At 75.5% G+C, this 14,470-nt stretch carries 16 protein-coding genes and 1 pseudogene; 11 read left to right on the forward strand and 6 right to left on the reverse strand.

The features are described 5' to 3' along the window. Positions 1-33: 33 nt before the first annotated feature. A complete protein-coding gene (locus ACFWMZ_RS03865; protein WP_383172394.1) occupies positions 34-402 on the forward strand; it encodes a holo-ACP synthase in 369 nt (122 codons plus the stop codon). A 4-nt stretch (positions 403-406) separates the two neighbouring features. Then, positions 407-1,936 carry an NAD(P)H-hydrate dehydratase gene (locus ACFWMZ_RS03870; protein ID WP_383172392.1) on the forward strand — a complete coding sequence of 510 codons (1,530 nt, stop codon included), beginning with the start codon at positions 407-409 and terminating at the stop codon, positions 1,934-1,936. 153 nt (positions 1,937-2,089) lie between these two features. Here the strand turns inward: ACFWMZ_RS03870 and ACFWMZ_RS03875 are convergent, their stop codons facing one another. The 5 genes and pseudogenes from ACFWMZ_RS03875 to ACFWMZ_RS03895 all read right to left on the reverse strand — a co-directional run. Beyond that, positions 2,090-4,078: an FUSC family protein gene (locus ACFWMZ_RS03875; RefSeq protein WP_383199395.1), complete on the reverse strand. Its 1,989-nt coding sequence runs from the start codon at positions 4,076-4,078 to the stop codon at positions 2,090-2,092. A 27-nt stretch (positions 4,079-4,105) separates the two neighbouring features. Further along, a complete protein-coding gene (locus ACFWMZ_RS03880) occupies positions 4,106-4,231 on the reverse strand; it encodes a hypothetical protein (RefSeq protein WP_383199397.1) in 126 nt (41 codons plus the stop codon). A 109-nt stretch (positions 4,232-4,340) separates the two neighbouring features. Continuing rightward, complete coding sequence (locus ACFWMZ_RS03885; RefSeq protein ID WP_383199399.1) at positions 4,341-4,793, reverse strand: hypothetical protein; 453 nt, start codon at positions 4,791-4,793, stop codon at positions 4,341-4,343. A gap of 110 nt (positions 4,794-4,903) precedes the next feature. Next, positions 4,904-5,122 (reverse strand): hypothetical protein, encoded by a 219-nt coding sequence (locus ACFWMZ_RS03890; protein WP_383199401.1) that lies wholly within the window; start codon positions 5,120-5,122, stop codon positions 4,904-4,906. Between the two features lie 313 nt (positions 5,123-5,435). Continuing rightward, positions 5,436-5,837: pseudogene (locus tag ACFWMZ_RS03895) on the reverse strand (M23 family metallopeptidase); the annotation flags it as partial. A 199-nt stretch (positions 5,838-6,036) separates the two neighbouring features. On the opposite strand from ACFWMZ_RS03895, the gene alr reads away from it, so the two are divergent. From alr to ACFWMZ_RS03915, 4 genes are all read left to right on the forward strand, one after another. Continuing rightward, on the forward strand, positions 6,037-7,203 hold the full coding sequence (gene alr / locus ACFWMZ_RS03900) for an alanine racemase (RefSeq protein ID WP_383199403.1): 1,167 nt from the start codon (positions 6,037-6,039) through the stop codon (positions 7,201-7,203). Between the two features lie 105 nt (positions 7,204-7,308). Further along, a complete protein-coding gene (locus ACFWMZ_RS03905; protein ID WP_383172382.1) occupies positions 7,309-8,571 on the forward strand; it encodes an alpha/beta fold hydrolase in 1,263 nt (420 codons plus the stop codon). Continuing rightward, positions 8,528-9,118, forward strand: a complete 591-nt coding sequence (tsaE, locus tag ACFWMZ_RS03910) for a tRNA (adenosine(37)-N6)-threonylcarbamoyltransferase complex ATPase subunit type 1 TsaE (RefSeq protein ID WP_383172380.1) — start codon at positions 8,528-8,530, stop codon at positions 9,116-9,118. The genes ACFWMZ_RS03905 and tsaE overlap by 44 nt, the downstream gene beginning before the upstream one ends. A gap of 195 nt (positions 9,119-9,313) precedes the next feature. Beyond that, a complete protein-coding gene (locus ACFWMZ_RS03915) occupies positions 9,314-9,523 on the forward strand; it encodes a hypothetical protein (protein ID WP_383172378.1) in 210 nt (69 codons plus the stop codon). A gap of 107 nt (positions 9,524-9,630) precedes the next feature. On the opposite strand, the gene ACFWMZ_RS03920 is transcribed toward ACFWMZ_RS03915, so the two are convergent. Next, positions 9,631-10,188 carry a hypothetical protein gene (locus ACFWMZ_RS03920; RefSeq protein WP_383172376.1) on the reverse strand — a complete coding sequence of 186 codons (558 nt, stop codon included), beginning with the start codon at positions 10,186-10,188 and terminating at the stop codon, positions 9,631-9,633. Positions 10,189-10,314: 126 nt separating this feature from the next. Here ACFWMZ_RS03920 and tsaB point away from each other — a divergent pair, with 126 nt between their 5' ends. The 5 genes from tsaB to ACFWMZ_RS03945 all read left to right on the forward strand — a co-directional run bounded on the left by tsaB (position 10,315) and on the right by ACFWMZ_RS03945 (position 14,424). After that, entirely contained in the window at positions 10,315-10,977 is a 663-nt protein-coding gene (gene tsaB, locus ACFWMZ_RS03925) for a tRNA (adenosine(37)-N6)-threonylcarbamoyltransferase complex dimerization subunit type 1 TsaB (RefSeq protein WP_383172374.1), read from the forward strand. Beyond that, positions 10,974-11,546 carry a ribosomal protein S18-alanine N-acetyltransferase gene (gene rimI, locus ACFWMZ_RS03930; protein WP_383172372.1) on the forward strand — a complete coding sequence of 191 codons (573 nt, stop codon included), beginning with the start codon at positions 10,974-10,976 and terminating at the stop codon, positions 11,544-11,546. The genes tsaB and rimI overlap by 4 nt, the downstream gene beginning before the upstream one ends. After that, a complete protein-coding gene (gene tsaD, locus ACFWMZ_RS03935) occupies positions 11,539-12,675 on the forward strand; it encodes a tRNA (adenosine(37)-N6)-threonylcarbamoyltransferase complex transferase subunit TsaD (protein ID WP_383199405.1) in 1,137 nt (378 codons plus the stop codon). Before rimI ends, tsaD begins: the two co-directional genes overlap by 8 nt. Further along, entirely contained in the window at positions 12,672-12,992 is a 321-nt protein-coding gene (locus ACFWMZ_RS03940; RefSeq protein ID WP_383172368.1) for a hypothetical protein, read from the forward strand. Before tsaD ends, ACFWMZ_RS03940 begins: the two co-directional genes overlap by 4 nt. 1,015 nt (positions 12,993-14,007) lie before the next feature. Continuing rightward, positions 14,008-14,424, forward strand: a complete 417-nt coding sequence (locus ACFWMZ_RS03945) for a CBS domain-containing protein (RefSeq protein WP_383183818.1) — start codon at positions 14,008-14,010, stop codon at positions 14,422-14,424. Positions 14,425-14,470 lie beyond the last annotated feature (46 nt).

Genomic DNA, 14,470 nt, shown 5'->3' on the forward strand with positions numbered 1-14,470 from the left:
CAGGTGCGCACGGGTGGCCCGCGGGGCGCGGCCATGATCGTGGGCGTAGGCATCGACGTGGCCGAGATCGACCGGTTCGCCGCCTCCGTGAGGCGTACCCCCGCGCTCCTCGACCGCCTCTTCGTCCCCGCCGAGCTGGTCACCCTCAGTGGCGACCGGCGCGGCCCCGCCTCCCTCGCCGCCCGTTTCGCCGCCAAGGAAGCCGTGGCCAAGGCGCTCGGAGCGCCTCCCGGGCTCCTCTGGACCGACTGCGAGGTCTACGCCGAGGAGACCGGGCGGCCCAGGCTGCGGGTGCGGGGGAGCGTGGCGGCCCGGGCGGCCGAACTCGGTGTCACGGGGTGGCACGTGTCCCTCAGCCATGACGCGGGAGTGGCGTCAGCCGTGGTGATCGCGGAAGGTTGAGGTCATGCGACATGCCCACAGCGTGCAAGCCGTTCGTGCTGCCGAGAGTGAGTTGATGGCGCGGTTGCCCGAGGGGGCGCTCATGCAGCGTGCCGCCGCCGGGCTGGCCGCCGCCTGTGCCGCCCTGCTCGCCGGGCGCGGGCCCGTACCCGCCGTACGCCCCGGGCGCGGGCCCGGTGTGTACGGCGCTCGGGTCGTCCTGCTCGTCGGCGCCGGGGGCAACGGGGGAGACGCCCTGTACGCCGGAGCCCGGCTCGCCCGGCGCGGTGCCGGGGTGACGGCGCTGCTGCTCGCCCCCGCCAAGGCCCACCCGGGCGGCCTCGCCGCGCTGGCCGCCGCCGGGGGCGAGATCACCGAGACCGCCGAGGAGACCGCGACCGACCCGGCGTACGCCGCGCACTGGCACCACGTCGAGCGGCTGCTCACCCGCGCCGACCTGGTCGTGGACGGCATCACCGGGCTCGGCGGCCACGGCGGCCTGCGCACCGGCGCCGCCCGGCTCGCGCACGCCGCCAAGGCCGACCAGGTGCCGGTGGTCGCCGTCGACCTGCCGAGCGGGATCGACGCCGACACCGGCGAGGTGCACGGCCCGGCCGTCACCGCCGACCTCACCGTCACCTTCGGCACCCACAAGCCCGGCCTGCTGGTCGACCCGGCCCGCGAGCACGCCGGAACGGTCCGCCTCATCGACATCGGCCTCGACCTGCCCGGCCCGGCCGCCGCCGAGGCGCTCCAGCACGCCGACGTGGCCGCGCTGCTGCCCCGCCCCGCCCCCGAGAGCGACAAGTACCGGCGCGGCGTCGTCGGGATCTGCGCCGGTTCGGCCCGCTACCCGGGCGCCGCCGTCCTCTGCGTCCACGGCGCGCTGCGCACCGGCGCGGGGGCCGTGCGGTACGCGGGGCCCGGTGACCAGGCCGTCATCGCGCGCCACCCCGAGACGCTGGTCAGCTCCGGGCTGCCGTCCGAGGCGGGGCGCGTCCAGGCGTGGATGGTCGGACCCGGGCTCGGGGAGGACGAGGAGGCCGAGCGGCGCGTCGCCGACGTGCTCGCCCAGGACGTACCGGTCCTCGTCGACGCCGACGGCCTGCGCTTCCTCGACCGCGACCAGCTCCGTTCCCGCAGGGCCCCCACCCTGCTCACCCCGCACGCCGGGGAGGCGGCCCGGCTGCTCGGCACCGACCGTGAGCACGTCGAGGCGGCCCGGCTGACCTCGGTGCGGCGGCTCGCCCTGGAGTACGGGGCGACGGTGCTGCTGAAGGGCTCCACCACGCTGGTGGCCGCCCCCGACGAGTCGATGCCGGTCCGCGTCAACGCCACCGGCACGCCGTGGCTGGCCACCGCCGGTTCCGGCGACGTGCTCTCCGGCGTCGCCGGCTCCCTGCTGGCGGCCGGGCTCTCCGCCCGCGACGCCGCCTCGGCCGGGGCATACCTGCACGGCCTCGCCGCCCGGCACGCGGCCGACGGGGCGCCCGTCGACGCGCAGGACGTGGCGGGGGCGCTCCCGGCGGCCTGGCGGGACGTCATGCGGGGTTAGGGGCCGCGTACCCACGCGGGTCCAGGGGGAGCAGCGTGGGTGGCCGCGCAGTGCGGTGGGAGCCCGGATGTGCGGGCCCACTCGGGGCGTCGGCGTCGGCATCGGCGTCGGTGGGGTCCCCCAGGCCCGAGGGCCCTTCGGGTGGCCTTCCGCCTACGTGGCCGTCCCCGAGGCGCGCCGGCCCCGGCCCCGGCCGCGTCCGTGGGGCGGACGGGTCGCCGCGGCGTCGAGCTCGCCGGTCAGGGTCTCGATCGCGGTGACCAGCTTGGCGCAGGAGCCGAGTGCCCGCGCCTGTACGGGCGAGACGCCGTCGGCCGGCTCCGGGGCGCCGGGCCGGGCCGGTCCGCCGGACGCCGGGAGCGGGTCGAAGACGGCGCGCAGCGCTCCCGGGGGCACCGGCTCGCCCCCGTCGGCGGTGTCCGCCAGCGCGGAGAGGTGATCGCCCACCGGCGCGGCGAACTCGGTCAGCTCGGGCACCACGTCGTCCTCGCGGTCCGGCAGGTGCTCGACGAGCAGCCCCGTCGCGTGGTGGACGTCCTCGACCCCCGCCATGACGCGTCGGAGTTCGGCCTCCGACCAGCGCCCCCGGTGGCTCCGGGGCTCGTGCGGCAGCTTGCCGACCGCCTCGCTCAGCTCTTCGTGGACCCGCCGCACCGAGGAGCGCAGGGTCTCCATGCCGGCCCGGTCCACGGCGGCGACGTCCGAGTAACCGGTCAGCACGAGGGGCAGCAGCCGCGCCTGCAGCCGCAGCCAGCGGGCCAGCAGGACCGGGACGTGCTGGTGATGCCAGGTGGGCAGCAGCAGGAAGATCACCATTGCGATGAGGGCGCCGAGCACGGTGTCGGCGGGGCGCCCGAAGGCCACCGGCCCCTCCGGAGTGCCGGTGTCGCGGAGGAGGAAGACCAGCCACGCCGTGAGGACGACGTTCAGTACGTGCTGACCGGTGCGCAGCAGGAGGAACGACAGCACGGTGAGGACCACGACGGCGACGGCGAGCGCACCGTGGTCCCAGTCGAACTGGAGCAGCCCCCAGGCGATGAACGCGCCGATGATCGTGCCGATCGGCCGGCTGATGCCGCGGGCGAAGGTGTGCTCGTAGTCGGGGAAGAGCACGAGCATGGTGGTGAGGGCGGCCCAGAAGCCGTGGGCGGGGAGGCCGTGGCCCCAGAAGTCGCCGACCGCCCGGCCCGCCGCCTCCGCCACGGTGGTGCCCACGCCCACCCGGACGGCGTGCCGGAAGAGGGGATCGCCGGGCTTCAGCGCCGCGGCCAGCCGGTGCACCCCGCCGGAGAGCGGGCCCGCGCCGGAGTAGAGCGCGGTGACCTCCTGGTGCGGCGTCGGCCCCTCGCCGCGGCGCAGGTCGACGGCGAGGCCCGCCAGCCGCTCGGCCTCCGCGATCTTCGGCAGCAGCCTCTCGGCCGACGAGCCCTGCCAGGCGGCCAGTTCGGCGAGGCACGCCTCCGGGGCCTTGGCCGGCCGGCCCCGCGCGACCGTACGGGCGACGGCTTCCAGCGCCTCGGCCACGGAGCGGTACGGCACCCGCCCGGCGCCGGCGCCCTGCCCGGCGTAAAAGGTGCGGCGGATGCGTTCGGCCTCGCCGAGCAGCCCGTAGAGCGGGGCGGCGGTCGGGCGGGCGAACTGCGGCAGCAGCCCGAGCGCCGACCGCGCGGCGGAGAAGGAGGCCGAGGCGGGCCGCGCGGAGCCCGCCGCCTCGGCCTCCTGGCGGGCGTAGGAGGCGAGGAACCGGTACACGTCGGCGAGCTTGCGTCGCTGCGCCGCGTACCGGCGGCCGTACGGAGGCAGGAGCTGGACGAGGACGGTCAGGGCGCAGCCCGCGGCGATCCACTTGGCCATCTCGAAGCCGGCGGCCATGCCCGGCGAGAGGTCCGCCGTGATCAGCAGGCCGATGACCACCAGGTAGGCGCGGACGCCGACGGCGCGGCCCAGGGCCCACCAGAGTCCGCCGAGGAAGGCGACGGGGGCCAGGACGAGCAGGAAGTACCAGTGGAGCGGCTGGACGACGACGCCCAGCGCGACCGCGCAGCTGAAGGCCAGGGCCATCACGAGGGCGTTGACGAAGCGGTGCCTCAGGGGCGTGAGCAAGGTGCCGATACCGCAGATGAAGGTGCCGACGCTCATCATGCTGGTGGCCAGCGGGTTCCCCGTGGCTCACCCGATGACGGCGCCGGCGGCCACCGCCAGCACCGCTCGCGCGAGGGTCCAGGGGTCGGCGAACACGCGCTCCGTCCGGAAACCCTTGCGCACGGCGTGCGTCAGCGAGGTCGCCCAGGCCATGGAGTCACGCTCCCCTGTTCGTGTCGTGACGCGGTCGCGTCCTGAGGCGTGGGGGCACGCAGGGGGTGGCGGCGCCCCGCCGTCACCCCCGCCGGCCCGTACACCCGGCTCAGCCGCAGACCACGTCGTGCAGCTCGATCGGGTCGGAGTCGAGTGCCACGTACGCGGTGAGCGTCTGCCGGGCGCCGCCCGTCCACGAGGTCGTCACCGTGGCCCACCCGAACCCGGCGGACTGGGCGACGGTCACCGGGCCGACCTCGATGGAGAGCGGCTCCTTCTGGGCGCAGAGCAGCACGTCGTGGTCGGCGGTCTCGGCCTGCTTGGACTTCAGGTAGTCGGAGGTCCAGCGCTCGCGCTGCCACGGAGAGGGACCGGTGCCGCCGTAGAACCACCTCAGGAAGGCGTGGATCTCCTCGGCGGTGTGCCGCTCCGCCGCCTTCGCCGGCGCGGTCCCCGCCTCGTCGGCGGAGGAGAGCGGCGGCGCGGGCGCGGCCGCCGACGCGACCGGGGCCAGGGACAGGACGCAGGCCGCGAGCGCGGCGGCCGCCACATGCTTGATCATGGGCCGATCCTGCGGCCGCCCCCGGGGCCGCGCCGTCCGGACGCGCCCCCGTCTGCTGCGGATGGCGTACGGAGATTCCGCCTTCGGCCCGCGCCCGCCGCTCGCGCAGGTCAGGGCCTGGCCCGCCCCGCCCCGCCCCGCAGGCGCCGCCGCCCGAAGTGGACGGCGCCGGCCACGCCCACCGCCGAGCCCGCCACGCACAGCACCTTCGCCCACGGTTCCAGGTCGGCGGTGAGCCACAACAGGCTCACCGCGATCAGGCCGAGGGAGATCAGGAACCGGTCCAGATGGCTCGCCTCACGCGTCCTGGCTTCGGTCTCTCGCCGCATACTCGTCCCGCCCTTCGCCGCTCGCTCACGAGCGTAGTGGCCGGGGGACGGGCGCTTCCCGGGGCAGGTACTTCCGGCGCCAGTCGGGGACGCGGGATTCCCCTACAGCGTCTCCCGGGTCATGGCCGCCCCGGTCGCCCGCGCCTGGCAGGCGTACACGACGCTCGCCGAGTGGCAGACCTGGTTCGGTGCGGCCGAGGGGTGCCGAGCTGGACGGGCGGGCCGGGGGAGCGTGGAAGTGCGTGCTGCTCGGCCCGGAAGGTGCGCGGTACCCGCTCTGCGGGTCCTTCCTGGATGTCGAGGAGGGGCGTCGGCTCGTCCTCTCGACGGACGTGCCCGGCGCTCCGGCCGAGGTCATGGCGGTCGCGTTCGAGGAGCAGGTCCAGCCGCCGATGGCGCATCCGTTCAGCCAGGTGTACGTGCCGTTGAGGTTGGCGTCGTAGGTGCGCAGGCTCCAGTGGACGTGGGGGCCGGTCGCGGAGCCGCCCGCGCAGGTGTCGACGCCGATACTGCCGAGGTGGGCGCTGCTGGAGATGGCCGTTCCGTTGTAGTAGGTCGTGTTCGACATGTGGTAGTAGTCCGTCGAGAAGCCGCCGGGGTGGATCACCCGGGTCCAGCCGCCGCCCGCGCCGCACATCGAGGTCGCGGTGCCCTCGCGGGACGAGCGGACGTTGCCGCCGGCGAAGTCGAGGGCGGTGAGCGCCCGTGTCCCGCCCGGTGGCCGGGAACGGACGGGCCCCCGCCGCCTGCCGAGCCCTCCCGGAGCCTCCGGTTACGCTTACGACCGAGCCGGGGCCCGTCGCGAGGCGGACCCCAGCCCCCGAAAGCGGGGCGCAGCCCCCACCCCGTCTGCCCCGATGAGCGTCGCGGTCTGCGTCCCGGGCGAAGACCGCCAGAACCACCGGAGGTAGCAGATGCGGGCGCGGGTCGAGGTCGATCTCGGGGCTCTGCGGGCCAATGTGCGGGCTCTGCGGGCGCGCACGGCGGGCGCCGCCTACATGGCGGTGGTGAAGGCCGACGCGTATGGGCACGGGATGGTGCGCTGTGCCGAGGCCGCGCTCCAGGCGGGGGCGACCTGGGTCGGGACCGCCACGCCGTACGAGGCGCTGGAGCTGCGGGCGGCGGGGATCACGCCGGAGCGGGCGCGCGTCATGTGCTGGCTGTGGACGCCGGGCGGGCCGTGGCGCGAGGGGATCGAGGCCGATCTCGACATGTCGGTCAGCGACCCGTGGGCACTGGCCGAGGTCACCGACGCGGCGCGCGCCGCCGGGCGTACGGCGAGGATCCAGCTGAAGGCCGACACCGGCCTCGGGCGCAACGGCTGCCAGCCCGCCGACTGGGCCGACCTGGTCGGCAAGGCGCGGGCCGCCGAGCGCGAAGGGCTGGTGGCCGTCACCGGCCTCTGGTCCCACTTCGCCTGCGCCGACGAGCCGGGCCATCCCTCCATCGCCGCCCAGCTCGACCGGTTCGAGGAGATGAGCGCGCGGGCGTTCGCCGGAGGGCTGCGCCCCGAGGTGCGCCACATGGCCAACTCGCCCGCCGTGCTGACCCTGCCGCAGGCCCGCTTCGACCTGGTCCGCCCGGGCATCGCCATGTACGGCCTCTCGCCCGCGCCCGAGCTGGGCACCCCGGCCGACCACGGGCTGCGCCCGGTGATGACGCTGGCGGCGCCGCTCGCCCTGGTCAAGCACGTCCCGGGTGGCCACGGCGTCAGCTACGGCCACCACTACGTGACCCCCGGCCCCACCACCCTCGGCCTGGTCCCGCTCGGCTACGGCGACGGCGTGCCGCGCCACGCCTCCGGCGCCGGGCCCGTCCTGGTCGACGGCAAGTGGCGGACGGTCGCCGGGCGGATCGCGATGGACCAGTTCGTGGTGGACCTCGGCGGGGAGATGCCGCCGGAGGGGACCGAGGCCGTGCTGTTCGGACCGGGCGACCGGGGCGAGCCGGGGGCCGAGGACTGGGCGCGGGCGGCCGGCACGATCGGGTACGAGATCGTCACGCGGATCGGTGGCCGCGTCCCCCGCGTCTACGTCGACGGGGACGGGCCGGACGCCGACACGGCCGGTCACCGGGATTGACCGCCGCCCGCGCACCGGCGCGGGCAGGATGACCGCAACGGCCCCGGGCACGAGCAAGGGACGGGGCCCGGGCCGAGAACGGCAGACCGGCGAAGGGAGCGGCAGGTGGACGAGGTCGAGGCACGGATCGCGGCGGCGGCCGCCGAGGCGCTCGCGCCGCGGGCCGCGGTGAACGCCGTCACCGGCGGCTGGCGCCGCGCCGGGATCGCCGGGGCCGCCATAGGGGTCGTCGCGGCCGGAGCCGCCGCCGGGGTCGCCGTGGAGCGGCTCACCGTCGGGCGCGGCATGCGGAAGAAGGCGCGGCTGGCCCTGGACGCCTCCGGCCCGTACGGCACCCTGCGCGGCACGCCTGGGACGGCGACCGCCGACGACGGGACGGCGCTGCACTACGAGGTGGACGAGCCGGACGCGGCCCCGGCGGCGGCCGGAGCACGCCGCAGGCGGCTCTTCGGGCGGAAGACGCCCGCCGCCGTCACCGTCGTCTTCAGCCACGGCTACTGCCTCTCGCAGGACTCCTGGCACTTCCAGCGCGCCGCGCTCGCCGGAGTCGTCCGCACCGTCCACTGGGACCAGCGCAGCCACGGCCGGTCCGGGCGCGGCCGGGCCCAGGAGCGGGGTGAGCCGGTCACCATCGAGCAGCTCGGCCGGGACCTGAAGGCGGTCGTCGACGCGGCCGCGCCCGAGGGGCCGCTGGTGCTGGTGGGCCACTCGATGGGCGGGATGACGATGATGGCCCTCGCCGACCAGTTCCCCGAGCTGGTCCGGGACCGGGTGGTCGGGGTGGCGCTGGTCGGCACCTCCGGCGGGAAGCTCTCCGAGGTCGACTTCGGGCTGCCGGTCGTCGGCGTCAACGCCGTCCGGCGGGTGCTGCCCGGCGTGCTGAAGGCGCTCGGCTCGCAGGTGGACCTGGTCGAGCGGGGGCGCCGGGCGACGGCCGACCTGTTCGCCGGGGTGGTCAAGCGGTACTCGTTCGGCTCGCGGGACGTCGACCCGGGGGTGGCCCGGTTCGCGGAGCGGCTCATCGAGTCGACGCCGATCGACGTGGTCGCGGAGTTCTACCCGGCCTTCACCGAGCACGACAAGGCCGAGGCGCTGCCGCTCTTCGCCGGCCTGCCCGTACTGGTGCTGGCCGGGGACCGGGACCTGATCACGCCGAGCGCGCACAGCGAGGTCATCGCCTCCGCGCTGCCCGACGCCGAACTGGTCCTGGTCCCCGACGCCGGGCACCTGGTGATGCTGGAGCACCCCGAGGCGGTCACCGACCGCCTCGCCGACCTGCTGGTCCGCGCCGGAGCGGTGCCGGGGGCGACTACCGTTGGCGGGCATGGAAACACCGCACACCCGGACCGCCCCCGTGAGCGGCCCTGACGCGCTCCGCCTCACCGTCGACTCGCCCGAGGCCATGCGGCGGCTCGGGCTCCGCCTGGCGTGCGTCCTGCGCCCCGGCGACCTGGTCCTGCTCAGCGGCGAGCTGGGCGCGGGCAAGACCACACTGACCCGGGGGCTGGGGGAGGGGCTCGGCGTGCGGGGCGCCGTCACCTCGCCGACCTTCGTCATCGCCCGCGTCCACCCGTCGCTGGTGGGCGGGCCCGCGCTGGTCCACGTCGACGCGTACCGGCTGGCGGGCGGGCTCGACGAGATGGAGGACCTGGACCTGGACGTCTCGCTCCCCGACTCCGTGGTGGTCGTGGAGTGGGGCGACGGCAAGGTCGAGGAGCTGTCCGCCTCCCGGCTGCACGTCCGCATCGACCGGGCCACCGGTGACGAGCTCCCGGTGAGCGGGCAGGCCGAGGCGGCCGACGTGGACGATGTGCGGCTGGTCACGGTCGGCGGCGTCGGTGAGCGGTGGACCGGGGCCGCGCTGGACGCGCTGCGGGAGAGCGGAGGCGAAGGGGCGCCCGGGCAGCAGGGCTGAGCCCTGCCGAGTCGATCAAGGGGGCAGGTGGGAGCGGGCGTTCGAGCCGGTCTCCCCCGCGCGGGTGTTTTCCGACGCGCTGTCGGGAAGATGTTGCGTCGGGGGCGGTGCCCGTGGTCCCATGGGCGGGGAGTACAGGTTAGGTCTGCCTTACCTGCTCCGTACGCCTTCCCCCTGATCGCAGGAGGCACCCTGATGACGACGCCCGAATCCACCACGCCCGCCGTCCAGGCCGTGCCCGACGTCCCGTCGTACGGGGCACTCACCCACCTCCCCGACGACGCGGCGCCCGCGACCGGGCAGCCCGGAGAGGGCGCCGTCTCGATGAGCGCCCTGCTCCAGTCCTGCGCCGCCGCCACCGCCGTCTCCACGCCCCCGGAGCAGCCGACGCCCCGGGCGGCCTGAGCCGCGGCAGCACGCCGCACACCGACCCGTTCAGCACAGCGCCCCGGCAGCCGAGAAGCTGCCGGGGCGCGGGCGTGCGCACGGGGCCGGACGACGGCCCGCCGGGGTCAGGGGACGACGACGACCTTGGTGCCGACCGTCGCGAAGACCCACATGGCCTGGCCGTCCTCGCGGGTCTCGCGGACGCCGCCGGTGCGCTGGGCCGGGTCGAGTTCGGGCATCGAGCCGTTGACCGCGGCCGAGAAGCCGATGACGACGCCGTCGCGGCTGGCGAAGCGGACCACGTGCTCGATCGGCACGCCGTCCGAACCGGTGATGGACCCCGACCGCGAGGTCACCGCGTAGGTCCCCGGCTCCGGGTCGACCGTGCTCGGCGACACCTTGTAGGTCCGCTGGACCCTGTCCTTGGACCCGACCAGCCAGACCCGGTCCTTGCCCAGCGCGTACACCACGCGGGTGCCGCTGCCGGACTCCTCCGGCAGGGCGTCCGGGCGGGGCTTCGCCGACGGCTTCGGGGAGCCTGACGGGCTCGGCCCGGAACTGGCGGCGGGAGCCTTGCCGAGGTTGTCGGGAACGTTGGCGGATGCCTGATAGGCGAGGAAACCGACCGCGGCGATCGCCACCGCGGTGAGCCCGGCGACGGCTCCCGAGCTGCTCCTGGACACCTGGTCCACCTCTCGTACGGCGCCGGGGTGCGGCGCTGCGCATACGGATACCCGGTGACCGTAGCAGGAGGGGCCCCCGGGCCCCGGCAGGCGGTGTTCGCAGCGCGGGCGCCGTAGGCTGTTTGCGTGCTCTTGCTCGCTCTGGATACCGCCACCCCCGCCGTCACGGTCGCCCTGCACGACGGCGAGCGGGTCCTCGCCTCCGACACCCAGGTGGACGCCCGGCGCCACGGGGAGCTGCTGCTCCCGGCCGTCGACAAGCTGCTGACCGGCGCGGGGCTCGCCCTCGCCGACGTCACCGGCGTCGTCGTCGGCGTCGGCCCCGGCCCGTACACTGGGCTGCGGGTCGGCCTGATGACCGCCGACACCTTCGGCTTCGCCCTCGGCGTCCCCGTCCACGGGGTCTGCACCCTGGACGGCCTCGCCTACGCCAGCGACCTCGGCGCGGGCGCCGGCCCCTTCGTGGTCGCCACCGACGCCCGCCGCAAAGAGGTCTACTGGGCGCTCTACGCCGACTCCCGCACCCCGCTGACCGGGCCCGCCGTCGACCGGCCCGCCGACATCGCCGAGCGTGTCGAGGGCCTCCCCGCGGTCGGCGCGGGCGCCCTGCTCTACCCGGACACCTTCGCCGACGCCCGCGCCCCCGAGCACGTCTCGGCCGCCGCCCTCGCCTCCGTCGCCGCCGAACGCCTCGCGGCGGGCGAGGAACTGCTGCCGCCCCGGCCGCTGTACCTGCGCAGGCCCGACGCGCAGGTGCCCAAGAACTACAAGGTGGTCACCCCGAAGTGAGCAGCCAGGAGACCGCACCGCCCGAGCAGCCCGTCCTGCGCGAGATGCGCTGGTGGGACATCGACCCGGTGCTCGCCCTGGAGCGGGAGCTCTTTCCCGACGACGCCTGGTCGCGCGGCATGTTCTGGTCCGAGCTGGCCCACGCCCGCGGCCCGGCCGCCACCCACCGGTACGTCGTCGCCTTCGCCGGGGACCGTCTCCTCGGGTACGCCGGGCTCGCCTCCGCGGGCGGCACCGGCGACATCCAGACCATCGCGGTCGCCCGCGACCAGTGGGGGAGCGGGCTCGGCTCGCGGCTCCTCACCGACCTGCTGGAGCACGCCACCGCCTTCGAGTGCGCGGAGGTCATGCTGGAGGTACGGGTCGACAACACCCGCGCCCAGGCGCTCTACGCCCGCTTCGGCTTCGAGCCCATCGGCTTCCGCCGCGGCTACTACCAGCCGGGCAACGTCGACGCCCTCGTGATGCGCCTCAGCGACCCGGCGAACAACCCCGCAGGCCCCGCCGCCACCGCCACGCCCGCCACGGACGACTCCGTGCCCGCACAAGGAACCGAACACCATGGCTGACCACCGCGACGAACCCCTCGTCCTCGGCATCGAGACCTCCTGCGACGAGACCGGCGTCGGCATCGTGCACGGCACGACGCTCCTCGCCGACGCGGTCGCCTCCAGCGTCGACGAGCACGCCCGGTTCGGCGGGGTCGTCCCCGAGGTGGCCTCCCGCGCCCACCTGGAGGCGATGGTCGCCACCATCGAGCGGGCGCTGGACGACGCCGGGGTCAAGGCCCGCGACCTCGACGGCATCGCCGTCACCGCCGGACCCGGACTGGCCGGTGCGCTGCTGGTCGGCGTCACCGCCGCCAAGGCGTACGCCTACGCGCTGGGCAAGCCGCTCTACGGCGTCAACCACCTCGCCTCGCACATCTGCGTCGACCAGCTCGAACACGGGCGGCTCCCGGAGCCGACGATGGCGCTGCTGGTCAGCGGCGGCCACTCCTCGCTGCTGCTCTCCTCCGACATCACCTCCGACGTACGCCCCCTCGGCGCCACCATCGACGACGCGGCGGGCGAGGCCTTCGACAAGATCGCCCGGGTGCTCCAGCTCGGCTTCCCCGGCGGGCCCGTCATCGACCGGCTGGCCCGCGAGGGCGACCCGGAGGCGATCGCCTTCCCGCGCGGGCTGACCGGGCCGCGCGACGCCGCGTACGACTTCTCCTTCTCCGGGCTGAAGACGGCCGTGGCCCGCTGGATCGAGGCGAAGCGGGCCGCCGGGGAGGAGATCCCGGTGCGCGACGTGGCCGCCTCCTTCCAGGAGGCCGTGGTCGACGTGCTGACCCGCAAGGCGGTACGCGCCTGCAAGGACGAGGGCGTCGACCACCTGATGATCGGCGGGGGCGTCGCCGCCAACTCGCGGCTGCGGGCGCTCGCCGAGGAGCGGTGCGAGCGGGCCGGGATCCGGCTGCGGGTGCCGCGCCCGGGGCTGTGCACCGACAACGGCGCGATGGTCGCCGCGCTCGGCGCCGAGATGGTCGCCCGCAACCGGGCCGCCTCCGACTGGCAGCTCTCCGCCGACTCCTCGCTGCCCGTCACCGAGCCCCACGTCCCCGGCGACGCCCACCTCCACCCGCGCCCGCACAGCCACGCCCACTCCCACGACCACGTCCACGAGACCGCCAAGGACAACCTGTACTCATGAGCGCCGAGCCCCCCGGAGCTGTCCCCGTGCCGACCCTGACCCTGATGTGGGAGGCGCGCGCCGTCGAGGGGCGCGGCGGCGACCTCCTGGAGTGGGCTCGGGCTCGCGCCGCGGAACTGGGGGGTGGGGAGCCGGCTCCCGTCCGTACCGAGTTGTTCCGGGCGCCCCAGGACCGGGTGCTCTGTCTCACCTGGTGGCGGGCCGAGGAGGGGGCTGAGCTGCCCGAGTTGCCCGAGCCCGCGGGGGAGCTGGTCACTCGGGCGGTGCATCGCTGGCGGTTCACCTCTGTGGAGGTGGGGCCACCGGGGCGCGCCTGACCGGTGCGCCACTTGGCCGCCTCTTCGCCTGCCGGCCTCGGCGCCGGCCGGGCTGGGGTTGGCTGAGCGCCGCTCGGCTGTGCCGGTCCACGATGGCCTCAAGCGCCGGCCGGGCTGTTGTTTGGCCGTCTGTCCGTCTCGGCCGTGCCGGTCACTGATTGGCCTCAAACGCCGGCCGGGCTGGGGTTTTGTCGGTTGCCGTTGGCCGTGAGTGCGGCCTTGTCGTGGGGTTCGCGGTTTGTCCGTGGGGTGGTGCGGGCGGGGCCGCACCGGTGTACCTCCTCACAGACTGACGAGGCTGGAGCCTGTAGTGGGTTCTGGCTCCTCACGTCAGTCTGCTGCGGGGGCACCCCGGCCCGTCCCCGCCCTCCCGTCTCGTCGGCGGCTATCCGCCGGTGGCGGGTGGGGCCGTCGCCGAGCAGTCTTCCGTCCGGCAGGTATGGCCGTCTGTGGTCACTGTCGTGGAGCGGTGAGGTGGTCCTCCCACTCATCACCGCCACGGTGGCGGACCGAGCAATGGGGGACGGTCTCACCGCTCTCCGGCGGGTGGTCGCGTACGAGACCGTGGGGTGGGGTCGTGCCGGGGTGCCCCCGCAGCAAACTGACAACCTCGGCCGCCTTGATGCGACTGACCCTTGAGCTGTCAGTTTGTGAGGAGGTACCCCGGCGCGGCCCCACCCCACCCACGCACCGGAGGGACCGCGAATCCCAAGCCCGGCCGGCGCTTGAGGCCGTCTTGGGGCCGCCACGGCCGGGCCGGGCAGACGCCAAAACTCAGCCCGGCCGGCGCTTGAGGCCACCTTGGACCGGCACGGTCGAGGCGGACAGGACGCAAAGGACAGCCCGGCCGGCGCGTGAGGCCAATCAGTGACCAGCACGGCCGGGACCGGGCAGGCGGCAACCCCAGCCCGGCGGGCGTTCGCCCGATCGGCGGCCCCCGTTCGCCGGAGCCGGGGCCCCCGGTGACGCTGGGAGCCGGGGCGGAGAGGCCGCCCGACACCCCCAAGGAGCACCGATGGCTGACGCCCGCACCCTCATGTCCACCGACGTCCAGTGCATCCCGGCAGGGGAAACCGTCGACCGGGCCGCACAGGTCATGCGGGATCACAAGGTCGGCGCGCTCCCGGTGAAGGGCGCCGACGGGCAGCTCGTCGGCATCGTCACCGACCGGGACCTGGTCGTCCGCGCCATCGCCGCCGGGAAGACCCCGGACCGCACCACGCTGGCCGACCTGATCGAGGACACCCCGGTCGCGGTCGGCCCCGACGCGCACAGCACCGAGGTGCTCCAGGCCATGGGGAACGCGCAGGTACGCCGGGTCGTGGTCGTGGAGGACGGTGACCTGCTCGGCATCATCAGCGAGTCCGACCTCGCCCAGCACCTCGCCGACGAGGACCTGGCGGCGTTCGTCCGGCGGGTCTACCAGGGCTGACCGCACGGACGCGCGAAGGCCGGGCGCCCCTCCCGAAGGGGGCGCC

It is taken from the genome of Streptomyces sp. NPDC058373 (assembly GCF_042723275.1).
GTDB lineage: Bacteria > Actinomycetota > Actinomycetes > Streptomycetales > Streptomycetaceae > Streptomyces.